A 19,716-nucleotide genomic window follows, 5' to 3' on the forward strand; every position below is an offset into this window, starting at 1 on the left:
ATCCTATTCGTCTAGTTTAAAAGTTTTTTGCATCTGGCCCATTAAAGCCGTATTTTTCAAAGAACTCTTCACGGAAATCACCAAGGCGATCTTGACGAATTGCCTCACGTACTTGCTCCATCAATTTTAATAGGAAGTGTAGATTATGATAGGATGTTAAACGAATACCGAACGTTTCTTCCGTGCGAATAAGGTGACGAACATAGGCACGAGAATAATTTTTACATGTATAGCAGTCACAGTTCGGATCAATCGGCCCAAAGTCACGTGCATATTTTGCATTTTTCACTACTAGACGTCCTTCTGATGTCATCAGTGTTCCATTACGTGCAATACGTGTTGGCAGTACACAGTCAAACATATCGATCCCACGAATTGCCCCATCAATTAAAGAATCTGGTGAGCCAACACCCATTAAATAACGAGGTTTATTTTCAGGCATCATTGGCGTAGTAAATTCTAAAACACGGTTCATCACATCTTTCGGTTCTCCAACGGATAATCCACCAATTGCATAGCCTGGGAAATCTAGTTCTACTAACGCTTCTGCTGAGCGGCGGCGTAAATCTTCGTACTCTCCACCTTGAATAATGCCAAATAAACCTTGCTCCTCTGGACGCTGATGTGCTTCCTTACAGCGTTTTGCCCAACGAGTTGTTCGATCAACTGATTTCAGCATATAGTCATGTGTCGCAGGATATGGTGGACATTCATCAAAGGCCATCATTATATCAGAGCCTAAATCATTTTGAATTTCCATTGCCTTTTCTGGGCTCAAAAATAATTTATCTCCATTGAGGTGATTACGGAAATGAACTCCTTCCTCCTCAATTTTCCGGAATTGACTAAGTGAAAATACTTGGAAACCACCTGAATCCGTTAAAATTGGACGATCCCAGTTCATAAATTTATGAAGTCCGCCTGCTTCTTTGACAATATCATTACCTGGACGAAGCCATAAATGGTACGTATTGGACAGAATAATACCGGCATTCATCTCTTTTAATTCTTCTGGTGACATGGTCTTCACCGTTGCTTGTGTGCCAACAGGCATAAATGCTGGTGTTTCAAAGGAGCCGTGTGGTGTATGGACGATGCCAAGACGTGCTCCTGTTTGTTTACATGTATGAAGTAGTTCATATCGAATTGCTGGTTGTGTCATAAAATAAATAATCCTTTCTTATCTGAAGTAAAAACAGTACTCCGATTTTATCCACTATTATTTTTTGGGACGTATAAACATAGCATCACCAAAACTAAAGAAGCGATATCTTTCTCCTACAGCTTGCTGATAAGCACTTAAAATGGTCTCACGAGTGGCTAGCGTACTAACAAGCATGACTAGTGTTGATTTTGGTAAATGGAAGTTTGTGATTAACCCATCCACCACCGTAAAATTGTAGCCTGGATAGATGAAAATAGACGTCCAACCTTGTTCTGCTCGCACTTCTCCCTCATATTTAGAACCAATTGTCTCTAATGTACGAGTAGAGGTTGTCCCAACAGCTATTACCTTGCCACCGTTACGCTTTACGCGATTAATTGTATCTGCTGCTTGTTCTGTAACACTATAGAATTCCGCATGCATTTCATGGTTCTCAATCGAGTCTACACTAACGGGACGGAAAGTGCCAAGACCGACATGTAGCGTAATAAAGACAACCTCTACTCCTTTAGCCTTCACTTGAGCTAATAGCTCCTCTGTAAAATGCAGCCCAGCTGTAGGCGCTGCAGCAGAACCACGCTCTTTGGCATAAACGGTTTGATAACGATCTTTATCCTCTAGTTTTTCACGAATATAGGGAGGTAATGGCATTTCACCAAGTTGCTCTAATATTTCATAAAAAATACCATCATACTGAAATTCAAATGTACGTCCGCCATGTTCAAGCTCACCTGTACATGTAGCTGTTAATAAACCGTCACCAAATGTGATGACTGTTCCTACTTTTACACGCTTTGCTGGTTTTACAAGTGTTTCCCACTCATCTGTACCAGCCATTTGCTTCAGTAGCAATACTTCTATATGTGCACCTGTTTCTTCTTTTACACCCATTAAACGAGCAGGTAAAACTCTTGTATCATTTAGTACAAGACAGTCTCCAGCATGTAGCTCGTCTAATACATGGGCAAAATGGTGGTGCTCCACTTTATTTGAGCCCGGTGTCACGACCATTAATCTACTTGCTGTACGATCAACTAATGGTGTTTGGGCAATAAGCTCCTCTGGTAATTCAAAATCAAAATCTTCTACACGCATGAAAATAACTTCCTTCTTTATGTTTGTTGGGGATACTCATATCCAAAATGTTCGTAGGCTAAATGTGTGGCTACTCTTCCTCTCGGGGTACGTTGAATAAGGCCAATTTGCATCAAATAAGGCTCGTATACATCTTCTATCGTAACCCGTTCCTCACCAATTGATGCAGCAAGAGTATCTAAGCCTACTGGGCCTCCTCGGAATCGCTCAATCATATTGGTTACAAGTTTATGGTCAATATGATCAAGCCCTCTAGGATCTACTTGTAACAGCTCTAATGCTTGCTGTGCAAGACCCTCCGTTATCATACCATCTCCAAGCACTTGTGCATAATCTCGCACTCGTTTCAATAAACGATTGGCAATTCGAGGTGTTCCACGTGAGCGTCTCGCCATTTCCATTGCTGCTACTTGCTCTATTTCTACCTCAAATAAATGTGCACTTCTCACAACAATTTCAGCAAGCGATCGGTCATCATAATATTCTAGGCGCAGCAACACACCAAAGCGATCTCTTAGAGGAGCTGATAAAGCACCCGCTCTTGTTGTTGCACCTACAAGGGTAAAGGGAGGTAAATCAAGTCGTACAGTACGTGCTTCAGGACCTTTTCCTACCACAATATCTAAGCAGAAGTCTTCCATTGCTGGATATAATACTTCTTCAATAGCACGGGGCAGTCGATGAATTTCATCAATAAATAAAACGTCCCCAGGCTCTAGTGAACTTAAAATAGCTGCCAAATCTCCTGGACGCTCAATCGCAGGGCCACTTGTCATGCGTACGTTAACATTCATCTCATTTGCGATAACAGCCGCTAAGGTCGTTTTACCAAGTCCTGGAGGTCCATATAACAACACATGATCTAAACTTTCTTGGCGAAGCTTTGCCGCTTCAATGAATATTTGTAAGTTTTCCTTTACTTTATGTTGCCCAATATACTGTGCTAATTTTTGAGGACGTAAAGATAACTCAAACTGCTCATCATAGCTCCCTGCTTCACTTGCCATCATACGTTCAGACATGCACCTTTCCTCCTTTCCTTATTTTAATTTTAGCAGTAGTTGCAATGCTTGTTTCATAAAGGCATCTGTCGTTTCAAGTTTATCGTTATCCTCTAGCTGTGGTTTAATTTTTTCTAGCTCTTTTTCAGAATAGCCAAGAGCCATTAAGGCAAGTAGGGCTTCTTCTAATTCATGTTTATAGGCATGCACACCAAACAAAGGTAATTCATCTTCTGCACTAGGTAATTCAAGTGTATCTAATAATGAACCAAGTTTACCCTTCAAGTCGAGGATCATTTGACGTGCTGTTTTTTTACCAACTCCAGGGAACTTCACTAAAAACGCTTCGTCCTCCCGCTCAATTGCGCTAATAACCTGTTGTGGATTACCTGTAGCTAAAATCGCTAAAGCGCCCTTTGGTCCTATTCCTGACACTAAAATAAGCTTACGGAATAACTCACGCTGATCTAGGTTAGGGAAGCCATATAAAACTTGCGCATCCTCTCGCACATGCAAATGAACATATATCTGTTGCTCAAGGGCAGATGTTCGAAAAGCAAATGGATTGGGCGTATTAAGTTGCCACCCAATCCCCTGTTGTTCCAGCACAATAAATTCAGGTGTAATACGAGTAATTTGTCCTTTTAAATAATCATACATCTATAATCCCTCACAATCATCGTCTTCGATTATAGCATATAGCGAACGAATGCTCGACAAAAAGTAGCGTCTAAACTCCGTTCGCAGACAAAAATGACCGCCAATTGACGGTCATTTCTTGACAAATCTATCAATATCGTACCACAGTTTTGGCCAATAGGTGAGGGCTCGTTTTGTAAATGGTACTAAATAATCTAAAAATACTAGCTGTTGCTCTAGTGGTAAATCTATAGCAAACAGCCATTCTCGTAATAACTCATTCGGGTATTTCAAGCGATGAAGCTTTCTTTTATCCAGTCGTTTCAGCTCAGGTAACTCTGCAAAAATCTTTCCAAGATCATAATCTACAGCAGGTAACACACGATGTAACCATAAAATATACTCGTCATCCGCTTCACCAAGGTGTGCTAAATCAAAATCAATTAAACGTAATTGTCCATCGGAGCACCATAAAAAATTATGATGAACTACATCCCCATGCAATAGCGTAATCTCTTTTTCAGGTGCATCTTCCAATGCAATCAATTGTAATGACTTATCACTATAATGCAATATTTGATCAATTTCTTCTTTCGTTAAAAATGTTCGAAACTCATTTCTTCTACTTTTAAAACGCATATGACGCATTTGCCATTTTAAAAGCTGTGAGTAGGTATGCAAGCCTGGCACGCGCTGCCAAGCAATCTTTTTATGTGTGTCATGTAAAGCGATTAATAGTCTAAGAGATTCATTACGATCTTTTTTATGCGCAAAGTTAGCCCCGTGGCTTCCTTCTTGCCACATTTGCACAATTAACTGCTCATCATCGCTCTGAACTAATGGTAGGATCAAAGAAGGTTCCATACGTCCTAATTGGCGATGAATGGTTCTTACCTTCTCCGCAATTTCCACTTGCTTTGCACGTTTGACAAAATAATTTTTCGATCGATATTTATATTTCCAAATATTTGGCTTTACTTCTTCTACAATATACGCTTTTTCACCATCGATAAGGCGTCATCCCGCCTGGGAAATAATGCGGAGACATCCAAGGACCTGCTGCTGATGGGCATGGTGGTGGACAATGTGTCGGACATGGTGGTGGCGGGCAATGACAAGGGTCCATTTGCCAATTTGGCATCATCATTGGTTGTGTGCCACAGCCACAAGATTGACCCATGTTCATATCAGGCATCATCATTGGTTGTGTGCCACAACCACAGGATTGCCCCATATTCATATCGGGCATCATATCCATTTGTGGCTTTTGGTGATCTTGCGTATGGAAGAATGGTGATGTGGACTCTAAAAAGTCTTCCATTCCACCTACTTTATGATCTGGCATGTCATAGGACATTGGCTGCTGTGGCATCGTATAATGCTCGACCTGCGGCTGCATTGGCATCGGCCACCACATCTGATGATAGATTGGCTGATGGCAACTTGAACAATGTGGTACGGCAGGCATTTGTGGCATGATATGCATTGGTGGATGTGGTGCTGGTTGTGGCATTGGCATTGGCTTTGGTTTAGCTACAGGCGGTGGTGGCGGTGTAGGTGCTGGCGGTGGTGGTGGCTGTATTTGTACAGGTGGTGTTGTAACATTTTGCTCCATTTGTGGCATCACCAATTGCTGGTGCCAATTCATTTCCACAGGCTGCGGTACCCACATCGGCTGTTGTGGCATCTGCATTGGCATTGGCATCGGTATTGGTATCGGTATCATTTGTGGTTCTGGCATTGGCATAGGAGCTGGTGGTGGCGGTACAATTGGCGGTGGTGGTGGCATTGGTCGCTGTACCTCTTTTTTAGGACTTTCCTTTGGTGTCTCCTTATGCACTTGTGTTTCCTTTTTCGGCATTTCTTTATGTGAATCTCTATGCGGCTCTTTGTTTATTTTTTCAGGCAATATAATTTCCATGCCTGGAACAATATAATCTGGGTTGGCAAGATGGACATTGAGCCGCTTCAAATCTTCAAACGAAATGCCGTACTCTTTCGCAATCTTCCACAATGTATCTCCCTTTTGAACAATATGAATACGCAATTTTTTCCTCCCTTCCTCTCTACGTATCATATGTTCAATGTTTCATTTGGATACAAAAATTTCAGCAAGTTAGAAAAGCTTCATGGTACACTAATTCATAAGGAACGCTGATTCCTTTATTACGAGCAGGGGTGATCTCTTATGAAAAAAATGTTAGGCGAAGAACGCCGACTGCAACTATTAGCGCAATTAAAAAAAAATAAAGCACCTATAACTGGGACAGACTTAGCAAAGTTCGCCAATGTTTCTAGACAAGTAATCGTCAATGATATGACTTTATTAAAGGCAAGAAATGAGCCCATTATTGCCACAAGCCAAGGTTATCTTTATATGCATCAAGAACAAATACAGCAAACCGTTGAACGAACATTCCCTTGCTTGCATACATCAGAGCAGACGGAAGATGAATTAATGACGATTGTAGACTGTGGCGGAACCGTCAAAAATGTCATTGTCGAACATCCAATATATGGTGAACTGACAGCCTCTATCATGGTATCCAACCGCCATGAGGTGAAACAATTTATCGAACGTGTGAATGCCACACAGGCCAACTATTTATCTGCTCTCACTGGCGGCATCCATCTACATGTCATCACAGCACCCTCTGTTGAAGTTTTAACATTAATTGAGCGAGCTTTACAAAAAAAGGGCTACTTAGTGTCAGATCAATGAATAGTAAAAGCACCGTCTGAAAAATTGATTTCAAACGGTGCTTTCTGTTTTTTAATGCTGGTATTGTCTCGTTAAGCGCGGGCTTCTGTCCGCAGCTATTGTATTGTTCCCTTAAAGGCGAGTATTTCCCTATCAGGAAAGAAATCTTTGACGTTGAGCAGGCGTAGGCAATAAGCATTCACTTTTTTTTCCAAACAAACGATAGCGTTGCTTTGCAAATAATCGATATAATGCATTGCGAATAAATGGTGGTACAAGAATGAAGGCGTAGAAACAAGGCCACAATCCATCAAATTTACGGCAAATGTTTAACGCAGCGGTAGATTCAACAGACACTTTCCCTTGTTCAATAAGAATTACACTATCTATATTCTTTGGTATATGATATTGAGTGAGAAGCGATTGACCAGCCTCGCTTTGCAGCGATGCAAATTGAAAATAGCCAGCTTGATCATGTTTGATGATAAATTGAACAGTGCTATCACAAAAATTACAGACACCATCGAATAAAATAATCCCACCCATCTCTTTCCTCCTCCTCCTTCACATTACTATGCTTCGTCTGATGTTACATAAGTAAAATAGGTACCCAGAGACTTTACTTTGCAACCTAGCGCAGCTAATTCTTCCATTGCCCCACGCATCATCGGTTCCTTTTCATCTGCTAATACATCAATCATAAAGAAATAATCACCTAATCCAGTTTTTAATGGACGTGATTCGATTTTACTTAAATTTAGCTGACGCCATGCAAAAACAGAAAGCACCTGATGTAATGCACCTGAACGATCTGTTGGTAAGGTAATCATAAATGTTGTTTTTGCTTGCCCATCTGATAGCTCTTGTGGCAATCGTTTATTTTGCTTAGACAGTACAAAGAATCGTGTATGATTAAAATGAAAATCATGGATATTCTGCTCCACTATTTCAAGACCATATTTTTCAGCTGCTGCTGCATTTCCGACTGCCGCTATACACTCTTGTGGATTCTCTGATACATATTTTGCTGCTGCTGCAGTTGAAGTTGTTTGATGTAATGGTACATGACTAAAACGATAAAATAAATATTTATGACATTGAGCTAGTGCATGCGGATGAGAATAAACACCTTCAATTGACTGCCAATCATCCTTCTGCGCTTTGTTGACCATTAAATGCTGCTGAATTTTCAGCAATAACTCTCCAGTTACATAAAGTGTTGCCTCATGGAATAAGTAATCTAATGTTAATGATACAGAGCCCTCTAGAGCATTTTCTAGCGGCACGACAGCTAAATCTACCTTTCCCTCTGCAACAGCCTCTATACATTCTGGAATCGTGGCACACGGTACGAGCCACTCATTTGGAAAAGTAGCCTTTGTTGCTAAGTATGTAAATGATGCTTCTGGTCCTAGATAGGCGATTCGATTTTCCCATTGTTGCTTTGTCATTGCAAATACCTCCTTTATGGCACAATAAGGAGCAGTCCCTCGTGATGAAAAACGCTTGGGACAGCTCCTTATTTGAGCTTTGTTATCGTATCTTTACCCATTGGGGTTATTCAACACGATGTTTGTCATTTTGTCAAAAATTAAAGGATTGAACACTCTCTGTGCTTATAATGCTCCAGAACTAATCACTTCCGCTGATTCCACAAAATCTAAGCGTTTTAATTGCTGGATAAGATCATCAAGATCACAAGTCATGCTTGTTACATCTAATGACAATGTAACATTCGCACGTCCCTGAATAGGGATTGTTTGATGAATCGTTAAGACATTACAATGTGTAATTGTCACAGTTTCTAAAAGCTTGGCAAGTGTTCCTTTTCTATCTTGAAGCTGTAAAAAGACTGTTAAAATGCGTTCCTGCACAATTGAATGAAAAGGAAAAACCGCATCACGATATTTGTAAAACGCACTTCGCGATAAATCCACCTGCTTTACCGCATCCCATATGGAAGATACTGAACCACTTGATAATAAGTGTTTCGCCTCCAAAGTTTTTTGCATTGCATCCGTTAAAACATCCTCACGAACTAAATAATATCGCTGATTCGCAACATTCTTCATACGCTTCCCCCTAAAACTCATGTCTTAATCGACAAATTCAAATTCAAACTCTTGTAGGCGTACTGTATCGCCATCTTGTGCTCCACGCTCACGCAGAGCCTCGTCCACACCCATTGCACGCAATTGACGAGCAAAACGACGTATACCATCCTCACGGCTAAAGTCTGTCATTTTAAATAAACGCTCAATTGCATAACCACTAATAATAAATGTACCATCATCATCACGTGTGATTTCGAAATCTTCACCTTTTGCCTCATGCTTGTACATTACGGTTGCGTCTGATTGCTCCTCTAGATCATCATATAGTGGGAATTCAGGCGTTACTTCTAATAGATCAGCAATGGCAAAAAGTAGCTCTTTTAAACCTTGACGTGAAACAGCAGAAATTGGGAAAATTTGAACGTCTTCTCCAACCTTTTGACGGAATGCTGTTAAATTCTCTTCTGCATCTGGCATATCCATTTTATTGGCTACGATAATTTGTGGACGCTCTGTTAAACGAAGATTATATTGTTTTAGCTCTTCATTAATTGTTAAATAATCTTCATATGGATCGCGGCCTTCCATCCCTGACATATCAATGACATGTACGATAACGCGTGTACGTTCGATATGTCGTAAAAATTGATGACCTAATCCAACTCCTTGATGTGCTCCTTCAATAAGCCCTGGTAAATCAGCCATCGCAAAGCTTCGATGGTCATCCGTTTCAATCATGCCTAAATTCGGTACAATTGTTGTGAAATGATAAGCACCAATTTTTGGCTTAGCCGCGGAAACAACAGATAAAAGTGTTGATTTACCAACACTTGGGAAACCAACTAACCCTACATCTGCTAAAACTTTTAACTCTAATATAACATTTAATTCTTGTCCTGGCTCACCTTTTTCAGAAAGTTCTGGCGCCGGGTTGGCAGGTGTAGCAAAGCGAGAATTACCTCGTCCACCTCTGCCTGCTTTCGCAATAACTGCTCTTTGCCCATGCTCGACTAAGTCAGCAATAACGGCATTTGTTTCTTCATTCATAACCACTGTGCCTGGTGGTACTTTAACAATTAAATCCTCCGCATTTTTACCATGCATGCCTTTACTCATCCCATGCTCGCCGCGAGGTGCTTTAAAATGGCGTTTATAGCGGAAATCCATTAATGTTCGTAAGCCCTCTTCTACTTCAAATACAACGTTACCACCGTGTCCACCATCTCCACCAGCTGGACCACCATTTGGTACATATTTTTCACGGCGAAAGGCTACCATACCATCTCCGCCATCGCCACCTTTAACATAAATCTTTACGTGATCGACAAACATTTAGTTCACTCCCTATTTGCACTCAAGACATATTGCCAGCGTGTAGTTGTCTGCTCAATTGTTTGAATGTCGAATTGTTTCAAACCTTTTTCGGTGAATGCATCAGCACTCCATAACCCATTTAGCGTGAATGTCACGGCAAATGTATGATCGTCAACACGTACATCAAGCGTTAGGATCTGCTCTGTAAATGGATCTAATGTATCATAAACATGCATAACTGTTTTGTTTAAATAATCTACAACTTCCTGATCAATATCATTGGTCACAGGCTTTTTTATCTCACCGCTTAGCTTCCAAGCTAATGATGGGTAACGCCATCCTGCTGTTTGAAGCCATTCAATTGTTTGTGGTAATTGTAGTCGATTGAGGATAGAAAATACTCGTAATTGTTCTGAATAATGTTGAATAAGTTTTTTCGATTCCTCGATTCTACCTAAATCTAAATTCATGCGAATCAGTTGCAGTTGATTCACATAATCATGATTTGCAAAACGTAATACTTCACTAATGGTTAGTGATTGATTGTTCATCCCATTCACTCCAATAAAGTTATCCTTACTAGTATAACAAGTTTTGCTGTATTTTTCCCTTAATTCTTTAATCAATTATACCTTGGTGTCATTGCATCCAATCGGCTTTTTTGAAATTTAGCCAAAAAAAGGACTGCAATAAATGCAGTCCTCCGCTTTATGTTATCTTATAAAAGATTAAGCTTCTTGTGTTGTTGGATAAACAGATACTTGTTTGCGATCGCGACCTAAACGTTCAAATTTAACAACGCCGTCAACTTTAGCAAATAGTGTATCGTCACCACCACGACCTACGTTTGTACCTGGGTAAATTTTTGTACCGCGTTGACGGTAAAGAATTGAACCACCTGTTACGAATTGGCCATCAGCACGTTTTGCACCAAGTCGTTTAGACTCAGAGTCACGTCCGTTTTTAGTAGAACCTACCCCTTTTTTCGATGCAAAAAGTTGAAGGTCTAATGCTAATAATAATTTCATCGAGTTCCACCTCCTACTTGGTTGTAGTTGATTTGGATGTATTGTCCGTAATTTTGCACCATAGAATACACTTGGGCAGTCATTACTTGAACAATTAACTGTAGTTTTGCATCTACTTCAGGCTCTATGTCTGATGGTAAATCTACCTTGAGATAGCCTCCACCTTCAGCAGCTTGTTCGATTTCTGGCTGAATTTGTAATAATGCATAAATAGCATTCACTGTACCAATGGCTATAGTTGATGCTCCTGCACATACTAAATCCTTACCAGATTCATCATAACCAGCATGTCCTGAAAATTCGAATGCTGACACATGTCTATTTTCATCGTGATGAATCGTAACTTGTATCATTCGCTATACCTCACAATTAAGCGTTGATTGCTTCAACAACTAATTTTGTGTAAGGTTGACGGTGACCTTGTTTACGACGGTAGTTCTTTTTAGCTTTCAATTTGAAAACAACGATTTTTTTCGCACGGCCTTCTTTAACAACTTTAGCTGTTACAGTAGCGCCTTCTACGAATGGAGCGCCAACTTTAACGTTTTCGCCACCTACGAATAAAACTTTATCAAAAGTTACAACCTCATCAGCTTCTACGCCTAACTTTTCAACATAGATTTCTTGACCAGCTTCTACTTTGACTTGTTTACCACCAGTTTCAATAATTGCGTACATTTTACTGCACCTCCTCTTAGACTCAGACTCGCCTGTTTCATAAGGTGATCTTACTAGACACTTAAACCTTTACAGAGCGGTTGTAGTAGCACGGGTGCTACAAACAATAACATTAAAATATTACCACACGAATTTTTTCAAGTCAATCTATTCATAACATATTTTTCAAAAGCAACTCGATATTTTCGATAACGCCATTCTTTCAACACTTGCAACCAAATGAATAAATTTATGATGGCTAAAAAAATAGATTGTGGCAAGAACTTGAAAGTGACAAGTAATAGTATAGTAGCTACGATGAATGATAACCAATAATATAGCTCTATCACGTGAGCTCTTGGATATTTTAAAAATAGGCAGGCTAACAATATCCTTCCACCATCTAACGGTATGATGGGTACAATATTTACAGCCAATAACACGAGTTGTACATTTATAAGCTTAGTAGCGAGTAAATCAGGCATAAAAAAAGCGAGGCCAATCCCAATAATCGTAGCGATTGGCCCTCCTAATGCAATCCATAGGAGTGACGAAGCTTGCACAACCGCTGGATTTTCAAATTGAATTTCTCCCCCGTATGGTGTAATTACGCAGGATTTCACCTTCACTCCACACATTACTGCCGCAACTAAGTGACCAGCCTCATGCCACAGTAAGGAAAACAGAATGATCGCGTAATAGGCTAACTGGCCACTAAAAATCATGACAAATACGAGAGGGATACACAGAAGATGTAATTTAATCCTCATTGGTCTCCGTCGTTTCAAGCCATTGTACAATTTGCTCTAAATCATAATGGGCATCTCCCTTTTCGATGGACACATAAAGTTGACCCGCTTCTTTCATGCCAATTAAATCATTTGCTTGAATAGATGTGTATGGTAGTTGAGCTAAACTATCTAACATACCATAGGAAACGGTTGTACCATCTTCATAGCTGATGGTCATGGTCTTACCTGTGTACTTTGTATGGCCAGTAAAAACGACTAATCCATTTTGACCAGCATAGATAGGTAAGCCAACATCATACTGCAATAGATAGCCTTCTTTAAATACTTGGGCATTCGCAAATGTTAAAAGATCTGCTTGCCCTACATCACTAGAAACCATGATGGTCTCTTTTTCTTTTTCGAACCAGCTTTGCCCGAGCTCACTTAAATACGTTAAATCAGCAGAGGTTGTAACAAGCTTCCGAACAGGTGTATCCACTACACCCTGGTCCTCTAAACGAATTACAAGCATGATCGCCGCCACAAGAAGTATCGTGACAAACCATTTCCATTTTTTAAACAAGCCCTCATCCTTTTTTCCTCACTATATGTGATTGCATGTCCAAACATGCACAAGAAAAAACCTTCCCGTACAATTGCACGAAAAGGTTTTAATTTATTTTGAGAAAAGGGCTTTAAGTTTTGAAAACATCCCTCTTTGCTCATCTTGTATAGCCATTAATGGCACTGATTCACCAAGAATACGACGGGCAATATTTCGATAGCCTAATGACGCTTTATTTGAGGGGTCCATTACAATTGGTTCACCTTTATTAGAAGATGAAATGACACCTTCACTGTCTATAATAATGCCTAATAAATCAATAGATAAATGAGTTGTAATTTCATTAACATCCAGTGTGTCACCACTCTTCATCATATGTTGTCGAATACGATTTATGATGAGTTTAGGTGCTGTTATCTCTTCCTGCTCCAGTAAACCAATAATACGATCTGCATCACGAACAGCAGAAATTTCAGGTGTTGTGACAACAATCGCATGATCTGCACCAGCAACAGCGTTACGGTAGCCTTGCTCAATTCCCGCTGGGCAATCGATTAATACATAATCATAGTCTCTTTTCAATTCCTCTACTAAGCTCTTCATTTGCTCAGGGGTAACAGCATTTTTATCTGTTGTTTGAGCAGCAGGTAATAAAAATAGTTTCTCATCTACGCGTTTATCCTTAATCAATGCTTGATGAATTTTACAGCGTCCTTCCACCACATCGACTAGGTCATAAATAATACGATTTTCAAGGCCTAAAATCACATCTAAATTACGTAGGCCAATATCTGTATCCACTAAACATACTTTTTTACCTTGTAGAGCCAATGCAGTCCCAAGGTTAGCCGTTGTCGTTGTTTTACCGACACCGCCTTTACCTGAAGTTATGACGATCGCTTCTCCCACACTAGCTTCCTCCCTTAGACACATTTAACAATGGTCGAATATTTTTTAAGGCATGAATTTGATCGTACGTAATGCGTCCATCGTAGCCAATAAATGCACAAGTCATTTCTACTTGATTAATCGCTTTTACATGTTCATCTGACATTACCTGAACTTGATCGGCAATCATGATATGCGTGGCTTCAAATCGAGATGCTGCAATGATTGCTTCTTTATTACCTTGCATACCAGCATGTGCAATCCCTTTAAGTCTACCTAGGACATATACATTACCTCCAGCCTCAACACGACCGTTTGGATTGACATTTCCTATGATGGTAATATCCCCGGATGAACGCAGAATTTGTCCTGATCTGACCACTCCTATATATGTATCTTGTTGGCTTTCAAACATCTTCTGGTTGCTTTCGTGGACAGTCAGTACTTCACTTTGCACCTTTGATACAATAAGCTGTTCTGTTTCTTCTATAATTTTTATAAGTTCATTTAATTGTTCTTCAGTACAGTATCGATAGCCTAAGTATAATTGTACATCAACTTTACCATCGATACCGCCCTCTAAAACCTTATTCTTTAATTCTTCCACTAGTTCACCATACGCACATTGGTCGTCTAGGCGTAGTACAAAACCGTCCTTCGTTCCCTTCATATTAACTAACTGTTTTTTCATGAATGCCTCACCTCACGTTGTTCTTTGTTAAGAAACCTCACGTGCTCTCTGTAAGACACGCGCATTAATTAGATACTTGAAGGCCCACCCAAGAATCATTAAAAATAAAGCATTCGCAATGATTGTTGGTAGTAGTCGTGAACGTAAGAAATCCGCTAAAGGAATTGCTGTAAAATCGATTAGGAAAAAGAATTGATAGAGAATAAATTCTAAAATCGCTACTAGTATAACTGAAATTGTAGTTGTTACAACTAAGTGCTGATGTATAACTTTCACGATAGACCCTGCCAAAAAACATATAAGTGGATAAAGTACTGAATATAATCCAATAATATCAATGTAAAACACATCATACAAGACACCAAAAAAAAGTCCATACATTACCGCACGTTGACGGCTGTAATAGATGGATATAAAAATAAGGTATAAGATTAAAAAACGCGGTACCAGAAAATAGACTTCCCCTTTAATTTCAATCGGGGAAAGCATAGCAAATTCTGGTTCTAACAGGAATAGTAAAACCGCTACAGAGGGGATGAGAAATCGAACCATCACTCCGCCTCCTCTTCACTTGCCTCTTGCGGATTCGATAAATCCTCATTCGTTGCATTGCCATCTGATCCATCAATACTTGTGGATGTTCGCTTGGCAATCACAACATGCTCTAAAATTGAAAAATCAGCAGATGGTTTGACATACGCCATTTTCGTTAAACCAAAGTCATCTGTACTAACTTCCGTAATTTCTCCTATCGGCACTCCCTTAGGGAAAATACCACCAAGACCTGAAGAAACTACTTGCTCGCCTTCTTTCACCTTCATGCTAGAATCGATTCGCTTCATAATGAGTTCATTACGTTCTTCATCAAAGCCCTCGATTAAACCGTATGCTTCTTTTTCTCCTAGCACCATCGCGGAAACACGATAGTTTGGATTATTTGTATTTAAAAGCTCTACCTCAGATGTGAAAGGTGTAACTAGGGTAATTTTCCCCACTAACCCTTTCGCGGTCATAACTGCCATATTTTTTTTGACTCCATGAGAAGACCCTTTATCTAAAATAATTTTCTCTTCCCACTGGTCAGGATTTCTAGCAATCACTGTTGCTTGAATTGGATTAAATGCCTTTAAGCTCTCAGTTTTATCCAAAAGCTCTCGAAGCTTGTTATTCTCTGATTTTAAATCCGTAGCCTCAGCTTGTACAACTGCAAAATCTTCTAAGCGTGCTTTTAAACGTTTATTTTCTTCGTACGTGTTTAAGAGGGAGTCAATACTATTAAAAACACCATTAATATAATTCGCCGGCTTCGCAACAAGCGATTGTGCGAAACCGACAGTATCTTTAATAATTTGCTCTGGTAAAGTTGCATTCGTCCGATCACGTAATGAGAAGCTAATCAATGCCACAAGAAAAACCATGCCTATGAGCAGCAAAATTACTTTCTTATTGAAAAAAAAGTGTGGCATTGCCTAAACCTCCTTACCCTTTAACTTGTTGTTGACGAATTAAGTCGATATGATCTAATGCCTTACCTGTACCAATCGCTACACAGTCTAAAGGATCTTCTGCAATGAATACTGGCATATTTGTCTCTTGACTGATTACTTTGTCTAAGTTTGTTAGCAGTGCCCCACCACCAGTTAATACAATACCGCGCTCCATTACATCAGCAGATAATTCTGGAGGTGTTTGTTCTAATGTTTTACGAACACCGTCAATAATAGAGGAAACCGCTTCACGTAATGATTCAGAAATTTCCTGTGAAGAAATTTCAATTGTTTTCGGTAAACCTGTTAACAGGTCACGTCCTCTAATATCCATTCGTGCTTCTGGTCCTTCTGCCAATGCCGTACCAATTTCCATTTTTACGGCTTCTGCTGTACGTTCACCAATTGTTAAATTATACGTTTTACGGATATACGAAATGATGGATTGATCCATTGCATCACCACCAACACGTACAGATTCACTCGTTACAATACCACCTAATGAAATAACGGCAACTTCTGTTGTACCTCCACCGATATCAACAACCATTGACCCTGTAGGATCCCATACAGGAAGATTTGAACCGATTGCTGCTGCAAATGGCTCTTCGATTGTGAACGCCTCTTTTGCACCTGCTTGTCGTGCAGCATCAATAACAGCACGCTGCTCCACTGAAGTAATACCATAAGGTACACAAATCATAACATTTGGTTTTTTCCAGTTGCCTCCAGAGTTTTTACATGCTTCTTTTAAATAATACTCAATCATTGCTGTTGTAATATCGAAGTCAGCAATAACGCCATCTTTCATTGGACGAATCGCTACGATTGAGCCAGGTGTTCGACCAATCATATTTTTCGCATCATTACCAACGGCAACAATATCCCCTGTTTTTGTATTTTTTGCTACAACTGAAGGTTCACGTAATACGATTCCCTTTCCTTTAATAAACACTAATGTATTCGCTGTGCCGAGGTCAATCCCGACATCTTTGCTTCCTAGTCCAAACAAATTGTGTACTCCCTTTCTATATAAGCCATACTTTCGTTGACATCCAATATATTTGACGACAATGTATAGGAAATTGAATTGTGTAAATACACAATTGACTCCTTTCAACGTCCATAACACCTGTCAAATTTTTTTATCTCCATCAGTTGGTAGTTTACACCTATGAAAAAACTACACACTCATTCACCTCACCACCAATTTTGATGGGAGTCCTCCCTGAATAAAGATAAAATTCATACCGTTCATTATAACGGAAAAACGCAAGAATTTGTAGTATCACATACTTCATCTCACAGAAAAGATACTATTTTAATTCCCTCTTAAACTAAAAATAGTACGTATAGATTAGCATATAATTTTTATTCCCATAAGACAATGTGTATCAGGCTACCAATTTTTGTGAAGATAATTGCTTTTCTATGAATACATTAACGTTATGTAAGAAAAAAGGTTCGCCAATATACCACAAAAAAATACAAAAATTTTATGACTGGTTATAATTAAGGTCATTTATAGTAATAGAATCTTCTATACAACAAAATGGATTCATCATAAAAAACTCTGCATATTGTATGCAGAGTTAAAAATATCCTTTTTCCTTTAAACTAATATATTGATGGTCGCCGATGATGACGTGATCAATTAACTCTATCCCTATAATATAGCCTGCTTCAACAATTCGCTTTGTTACTTCAATGTCCTCCGTGCTCGGTGTTGGCACCCCACTTGGATGGTTGTGGGCACATATAATAGAAGCGGCAGACCTTTTGACAGCTTCTCGAAATATTTCTCTAGGATGAACGATGGATGCATTTAAACTGCCAATGAAAATCGTTTGCTTATGAATAATTTGATTTTTTATATTTAAAAAAAGCACAACAAAATGCTCCTGATTAAGCGAGGTCATATCAGGCATTAAGTAAGTTGCTGCATCTTGTGGAGAACGTATTGTGAATTTCTCATCATTATGTTTTTGAGCCAGTCTTCTACCAAGTTCAACAGCAGCCATTAATTGAATGGCTTTCACCTCGCCTATTCCTTTAATAGCCATCATTTCTTCGATGGTTGCATGCTTCAAATGATGGAGTCGTTCAAAAACATTTAACACCCTATTTGCAAGAACAAGCACAGATTCTTCCTTTGTGCCTGTCCTCAATAAAATAGCGAGTAGCTCTTGATTCGATAAACTCTCAGCTCCTTGTCGTAATAGCCGTTCACGGGGACGATCCTCTATATTGACATCTCGTATCATCAAAGTTGGTAAAGCGTCTTCTAGCAAAAATATTCACTCCTTCGCAAATTGGACTATCTGTAGATCCACCAATTGCGAAAACAAAGTTGCAAGTGGTAAACCTACAACATTGTTATAATCTCCTTCAATTCTTTTAACTAATAGTGTACCAATCGTTTGAATGCCATAACCACCCGCTTTATCAAAAGGATCTCCTGAATCTACATAAGCTTCGATTAATTCCTGCGATAGACGGTGGAAAACAACTGTAGTCTCTTCCACAAAGGTCGTTTCCTTTCCATTCGGTTCGATTATAGCGACCGCAGTCATCACACTATGTTTGTTATTTGACAAACGTAATAAGTGAGAAATAGCTTCCTCACGCGTTTTAGGTTTATGTAGTAGCTCTTGATTGTAAACAACGATTGTATCTGCACCAATAATCGTGGCATTAGCTGCTTTTTTGGCTACATCACGCGTCTTCAATAAAGCTACTCCTTTTACATAATCCTGCATTGTATGAGCTTGTACACTTGTTTCTTCCACTTCACTTGTCAAGACTTCAAACGGGAGTGCTAGCATGTTAAGCAATTCCTTGCGCCTAGGGGAAGCAGAAGCAAGGACAAGCTTATGATTTGTTTTTAACATTATCTGATCATTCCTCCTTATCCTTATGATACAGAAGAATGCACAATTTGAAAATTTTCAAAAAAACAAGATAATGAAGATTTCATTATTATTTATTGTTAAAACTTCACTTGAAGACACGTATTTTTAGATTGGTAATGTGCAAAAACATGCAGACGAATGATGTTGATATCGTTGGAAATAGTAGAGGCCGCTGCGCCAATGGACTGCCAATCCTCAGGTAGCGTTGAGTCCTTGCCATTTTCCTTAAAATTTAATTTTGCGGCATTTTTATCTGCTAATGCAGTTGGTAGTTCTGCCAAGGTAGGTTCTTTACAGCTTTCACCACTGACGCTAAATGCCTTTTTAAAGGTTGCGGGGTCCTGTAAAAATTTTAGCTGACTTTCCTCCGTCACCATGCTTGTCCACACATAAAACTTGTCATCAACTTGAACGATCGCGCTCTCTTTTAAGGCAGGATACTCAGCAACAAATGAACTTGCGCTCTCATAGTTTGAATACACGCCAGCTTGGCTTGCATAAAACATCGATGCATTAGATGTATTGGTTGTCTCCCCGGCAGTTGGAATCGTTTCTGTTTGTGATTGATTATTTGCCACTTCACTACCATTTTTCTTTAAAGGTAACTGTGTGCTGGCTTGTAAAACGCCCAGAAAAATTGCTACACCTAATAGACCAACAAATCCACCAATAATCATTGCTCGAAATATTTGTTTTTTCATCACATGACTTACAATTTTCATTCAACTATCACCTCATCCTTCCACCTATCTATGCCAACATCATATGATATTATATGTACATTCCAA

25 protein-coding genes and 1 other annotated feature are annotated in these 19,716 nt (G+C 39.4%); of the genes, 1 reads left to right on the plus strand and 24 read right to left on the minus strand.

All coding sequences use genetic code 11. From position 1 onward, the window contains the following. Window positions 1-16 precede the first annotated feature (16 nt). The 6 genes from tgt to B3D98_RS21070 all read right to left on the minus strand — a co-directional run bounded on the left by tgt (window position 17) and on the right by B3D98_RS21070 (window position 5,947). Window positions 17-1,162, minus strand: a complete 1,146-nt coding sequence (gene tgt / locus B3D98_RS21045) for a tRNA guanosine(34) transglycosylase Tgt (protein WP_016991901.1) — start codon at window positions 1,160-1,162, stop codon at window positions 17-19. 57 nt (window positions 1,163-1,219) lie between these two features. After that, window positions 1,220-2,260, minus strand: coding sequence for a tRNA preQ1(34) S-adenosylmethionine ribosyltransferase-isomerase QueA (gene queA, locus B3D98_RS21050; protein ID WP_054550032.1), 1,041 nt, complete (start codon window positions 2,258-2,260; stop codon window positions 1,220-1,222). Window positions 2,261-2,277: 17 nt separating this feature from the next. Further along, window positions 2,278-3,282, minus strand: coding sequence for a Holliday junction branch migration DNA helicase RuvB (gene ruvB, locus B3D98_RS21055; protein WP_288585908.1), 1,005 nt, complete (start codon window positions 3,280-3,282; stop codon window positions 2,278-2,280). Between the two features lie 18 nt (window positions 3,283-3,300). After that, on the minus strand, window positions 3,301-3,921 hold the full coding sequence (gene ruvA / locus B3D98_RS21060) for a Holliday junction branch migration protein RuvA (protein WP_048395174.1): 621 nt from the start codon (window positions 3,919-3,921) through the stop codon (window positions 3,301-3,303). 111 nt (window positions 3,922-4,032) lie between these two features. Continuing rightward, window positions 4,033-4,911, minus strand: a complete 879-nt coding sequence (locus B3D98_RS21065; RefSeq protein WP_310794744.1) for a phosphotransferase — start codon at window positions 4,909-4,911, stop codon at window positions 4,033-4,035. Further along, window positions 4,901-5,947 carry a LysM peptidoglycan-binding domain-containing protein gene (locus tag B3D98_RS21070; RefSeq protein WP_048395169.1) on the minus strand — a complete coding sequence of 349 codons (1,047 nt, stop codon included), beginning with the start codon at window positions 5,945-5,947 and terminating at the stop codon, window positions 4,901-4,903. Before B3D98_RS21070 ends, B3D98_RS21065 begins: the two co-directional genes overlap by 11 nt. 141 nt (window positions 5,948-6,088) lie before the next feature. On the opposite strand from B3D98_RS21070, the gene B3D98_RS21075 reads away from it, so the two are divergent. Continuing rightward, the gene (locus tag B3D98_RS21075; protein WP_054550028.1) at window positions 6,089-6,622 is read left to right on the plus strand and encodes a transcription repressor NadR; all 534 of its coding nucleotides are present in this window, start codon (window positions 6,089-6,091) and stop codon (window positions 6,620-6,622) included. A 132-nt stretch (window positions 6,623-6,754) separates the two neighbouring features. Here B3D98_RS21075 and B3D98_RS21080 read toward each other — a convergent pair whose 3' ends face one another. From B3D98_RS21080 to B3D98_RS21165, 18 genes are all read right to left on the minus strand, one after another. Continuing rightward, window positions 6,755-7,147, minus strand: a complete 393-nt coding sequence (locus tag B3D98_RS21080) for a thiol-disulfide oxidoreductase DCC family protein (protein ID WP_048395166.1) — start codon at window positions 7,145-7,147, stop codon at window positions 6,755-6,757. A gap of 26 nt (window positions 7,148-7,173) precedes the next feature. Next, window positions 7,174-8,052: a prephenate dehydratase gene (gene pheA, locus B3D98_RS21085; protein WP_048395164.1), complete on the minus strand. Its 879-nt coding sequence runs from the start codon at window positions 8,050-8,052 to the stop codon at window positions 7,174-7,176. Between the two features lie 165 nt (window positions 8,053-8,217). After that, a complete protein-coding gene (locus B3D98_RS21090) occupies window positions 8,218-8,673 on the minus strand; it encodes an ACT domain-containing protein (protein ID WP_004226679.1) in 456 nt (151 codons plus the stop codon). A gap of 24 nt (window positions 8,674-8,697) precedes the next feature. Beyond that, window positions 8,698-9,987 (minus strand): GTPase ObgE, encoded by a 1,290-nt coding sequence (obgE, locus tag B3D98_RS21095; protein WP_066036507.1) that lies wholly within the window; start codon window positions 9,985-9,987, stop codon window positions 8,698-8,700. 5 nt (window positions 9,988-9,992) lie between these two features. Continuing rightward, complete coding sequence (locus B3D98_RS21100) at window positions 9,993-10,520, minus strand: Spo0B domain-containing protein (RefSeq protein WP_048395160.1); 528 nt, start codon at window positions 10,518-10,520, stop codon at window positions 9,993-9,995. A gap of 177 nt (window positions 10,521-10,697) precedes the next feature. Then, entirely contained in the window at window positions 10,698-10,997 is a 300-nt protein-coding gene (gene rpmA, locus B3D98_RS21105) for a 50S ribosomal protein L27 (RefSeq protein WP_016991892.1), read from the minus strand. After that, entirely contained in the window at window positions 10,994-11,350 is a 357-nt protein-coding gene (locus B3D98_RS21110; RefSeq protein WP_016991891.1) for a ribosomal-processing cysteine protease Prp, read from the minus strand. The genes rpmA and B3D98_RS21110 overlap by 4 nt, the downstream gene beginning before the upstream one ends. A gap of 16 nt (window positions 11,351-11,366) precedes the next feature. Then, entirely contained in the window at window positions 11,367-11,675 is a 309-nt protein-coding gene (gene rplU / locus B3D98_RS21115) for a 50S ribosomal protein L21 (protein ID WP_004226667.1), read from the minus strand. 14 nt (window positions 11,676-11,689) lie between these two features. Further along, window positions 11,690-11,767: a sequence feature (ribosomal protein L21 leader region), on the minus strand. Window positions 11,768-11,812: 45 nt separating this feature from the next. Continuing rightward, complete coding sequence (locus B3D98_RS21120; RefSeq protein WP_048395158.1) at window positions 11,813-12,424, minus strand: stage IV sporulation protein FB; 612 nt, start codon at window positions 12,422-12,424, stop codon at window positions 11,813-11,815. Beyond that, window positions 12,414-12,968 carry a peptidoglycan DD-metalloendopeptidase family protein gene (locus tag B3D98_RS21125; protein WP_016991889.1) on the minus strand — a complete coding sequence of 185 codons (555 nt, stop codon included), beginning with the start codon at window positions 12,966-12,968 and terminating at the stop codon, window positions 12,414-12,416. Before B3D98_RS21125 ends, B3D98_RS21120 begins: the two co-directional genes overlap by 11 nt. A gap of 93 nt (window positions 12,969-13,061) precedes the next feature. Beyond that, window positions 13,062-13,859, minus strand: a complete 798-nt coding sequence (minD, locus tag B3D98_RS21130; protein WP_004226660.1) for a septum site-determining protein MinD — start codon at window positions 13,857-13,859, stop codon at window positions 13,062-13,064. A gap of 1 nt (window position 13,860) precedes the next feature. Beyond that, window positions 13,861-14,529, minus strand: a complete 669-nt coding sequence (minC, locus tag B3D98_RS21135) for a septum site-determining protein MinC (RefSeq protein WP_004226657.1) — start codon at window positions 14,527-14,529, stop codon at window positions 13,861-13,863. Between the two features lie 27 nt (window positions 14,530-14,556). Then, the gene (gene mreD / locus B3D98_RS21140; RefSeq protein WP_054550026.1) at window positions 14,557-15,081 is read right to left on the minus strand and encodes a rod shape-determining protein MreD; all 525 of its coding nucleotides are present in this window, start codon (window positions 15,079-15,081) and stop codon (window positions 14,557-14,559) included. Then, a complete protein-coding gene (gene mreC, locus B3D98_RS21145) occupies window positions 15,081-15,995 on the minus strand; it encodes a rod shape-determining protein MreC (RefSeq protein ID WP_048395155.1) in 915 nt (304 codons plus the stop codon). The genes mreD and mreC overlap by 1 nt, the downstream gene beginning before the upstream one ends. Before the next feature lie 13 nt (window positions 15,996-16,008). Further along, window positions 16,009-17,028, minus strand: coding sequence for a rod shape-determining protein (locus B3D98_RS21150; RefSeq protein ID WP_048395153.1), 1,020 nt, complete (start codon window positions 17,026-17,028; stop codon window positions 16,009-16,011). 580 nt (window positions 17,029-17,608) lie between these two features. Beyond that, window positions 17,609-18,280: a RadC family protein gene (gene radC / locus B3D98_RS21155; RefSeq protein ID WP_175400705.1), complete on the minus strand. Its 672-nt coding sequence runs from the start codon at window positions 18,278-18,280 to the stop codon at window positions 17,609-17,611. 33 nt (window positions 18,281-18,313) lie between these two features. Continuing rightward, window positions 18,314-18,907, minus strand: coding sequence for a Maf family protein (locus B3D98_RS21160; RefSeq protein ID WP_066036508.1), 594 nt, complete (start codon window positions 18,905-18,907; stop codon window positions 18,314-18,316). Window positions 18,908-19,005: 98 nt separating this feature from the next. After that, window positions 19,006-19,650: a hypothetical protein gene (locus B3D98_RS21165; RefSeq protein ID WP_004226648.1), complete on the minus strand. Its 645-nt coding sequence runs from the start codon at window positions 19,648-19,650 to the stop codon at window positions 19,006-19,008. Window positions 19,651-19,716: the final 66 nt, after the last annotated feature.

It is taken from the genome of Lysinibacillus sp. UBA5994 (assembly GCF_002429725.1).
Classification (GTDB): domain Bacteria; phylum Bacillota; class Bacilli; order Bacillales_A; family Planococcaceae; genus Lysinibacillus; species Lysinibacillus capsici.

Excerpts from the sequence above, each read along its gene's own strand:
- tgt (WP_016991901.1), bottom strand. The coding sequence starts at position 1,162 with ATGACACAACCAGCAATTCGATATGAACTACTTCATACATGTAAACAA.
- queA (WP_054550032.1), bottom strand. The coding sequence starts at position 2,260 with ATGCGTGTAGAAGATTTTGATTTTGAATTACCAGAGGAGCTTATTGCC.
- ruvB (WP_288585908.1), bottom strand. The coding sequence starts at position 3,282 with ATGTCTGAACGTATGATGGCAAGTGAAGCAGGGAGCTATGATGAGCAG.
- ruvA (WP_048395174.1), bottom strand. The coding sequence starts at position 3,921 with ATGTATGATTATTTAAAAGGACAAATTACTCGTATTACACCTGAATTT.
- B3D98_RS21075 (WP_054550028.1), top strand. The coding sequence starts at position 6,089 with ATGAAAAAAATGTTAGGCGAAGAACGCCGACTGCAACTATTAGCGCAA.
- B3D98_RS21080 (WP_048395166.1), bottom strand. The coding sequence starts at position 7,147 with ATGGGTGGGATTATTTTATTCGATGGTGTCTGTAATTTTTGTGATAGC.
- pheA (WP_048395164.1), bottom strand. The coding sequence starts at position 8,052 with ATGACAAAGCAACAATGGGAAAATCGAATCGCCTATCTAGGACCAGAA.
- B3D98_RS21090 (WP_004226679.1), bottom strand. The coding sequence starts at position 8,673 with ATGAAGAATGTTGCGAATCAGCGATATTATTTAGTTCGTGAGGATGTT.
- obgE (WP_066036507.1), bottom strand. The coding sequence starts at position 9,987 with ATGTTTGTCGATCACGTAAAGATTTATGTTAAAGGTGGCGATGGCGGA.
- B3D98_RS21100 (WP_048395160.1), bottom strand. The coding sequence starts at position 10,520 with ATGAACAATCAATCACTAACCATTAGTGAAGTATTACGTTTTGCAAAT.
- rpmA (WP_016991892.1), bottom strand. The coding sequence starts at position 10,997 with ATGAAATTATTATTAGCATTAGACCTTCAACTTTTTGCATCGAAAAAA.
- B3D98_RS21110 (WP_016991891.1), bottom strand. The coding sequence starts at position 11,350 with ATGATACAAGTTACGATTCATCACGATGAAAATAGACATGTGTCAGCA.
- rplU (WP_004226667.1), bottom strand. The coding sequence starts at position 11,675 with ATGTACGCAATTATTGAAACTGGTGGTAAACAAGTCAAAGTAGAAGCT.
- B3D98_RS21120 (WP_048395158.1), bottom strand. The coding sequence starts at position 12,424 with ATGAGGATTAAATTACATCTTCTGTGTATCCCTCTCGTATTTGTCATG.
- minC (WP_004226657.1), bottom strand. The coding sequence starts at position 14,529 with ATGAAAAAACAGTTAGTTAATATGAAGGGAACGAAGGACGGTTTTGTA.
- mreD (WP_054550026.1), bottom strand. The coding sequence starts at position 15,081 with ATGGTTCGATTTCTCATCCCCTCTGTAGCGGTTTTACTATTCCTGTTA.
- mreC (WP_048395155.1), bottom strand. The coding sequence starts at position 15,995 with ATGCCACACTTTTTTTTCAATAAGAAAGTAATTTTGCTGCTCATAGGC.
- radC (WP_175400705.1), bottom strand. The coding sequence starts at position 18,280 with ATGATACGAGATGTCAATATAGAGGATCGTCCCCGTGAACGGCTATTA.
- B3D98_RS21160 (WP_066036508.1), bottom strand. The coding sequence starts at position 18,907 with ATGTTAAAAACAAATCATAAGCTTGTCCTTGCTTCTGCTTCCCCTAGG.
- B3D98_RS21165 (WP_004226648.1), bottom strand. The coding sequence starts at position 19,650 with ATGAAAATTGTAAGTCATGTGATGAAAAAACAAATATTTCGAGCAATG.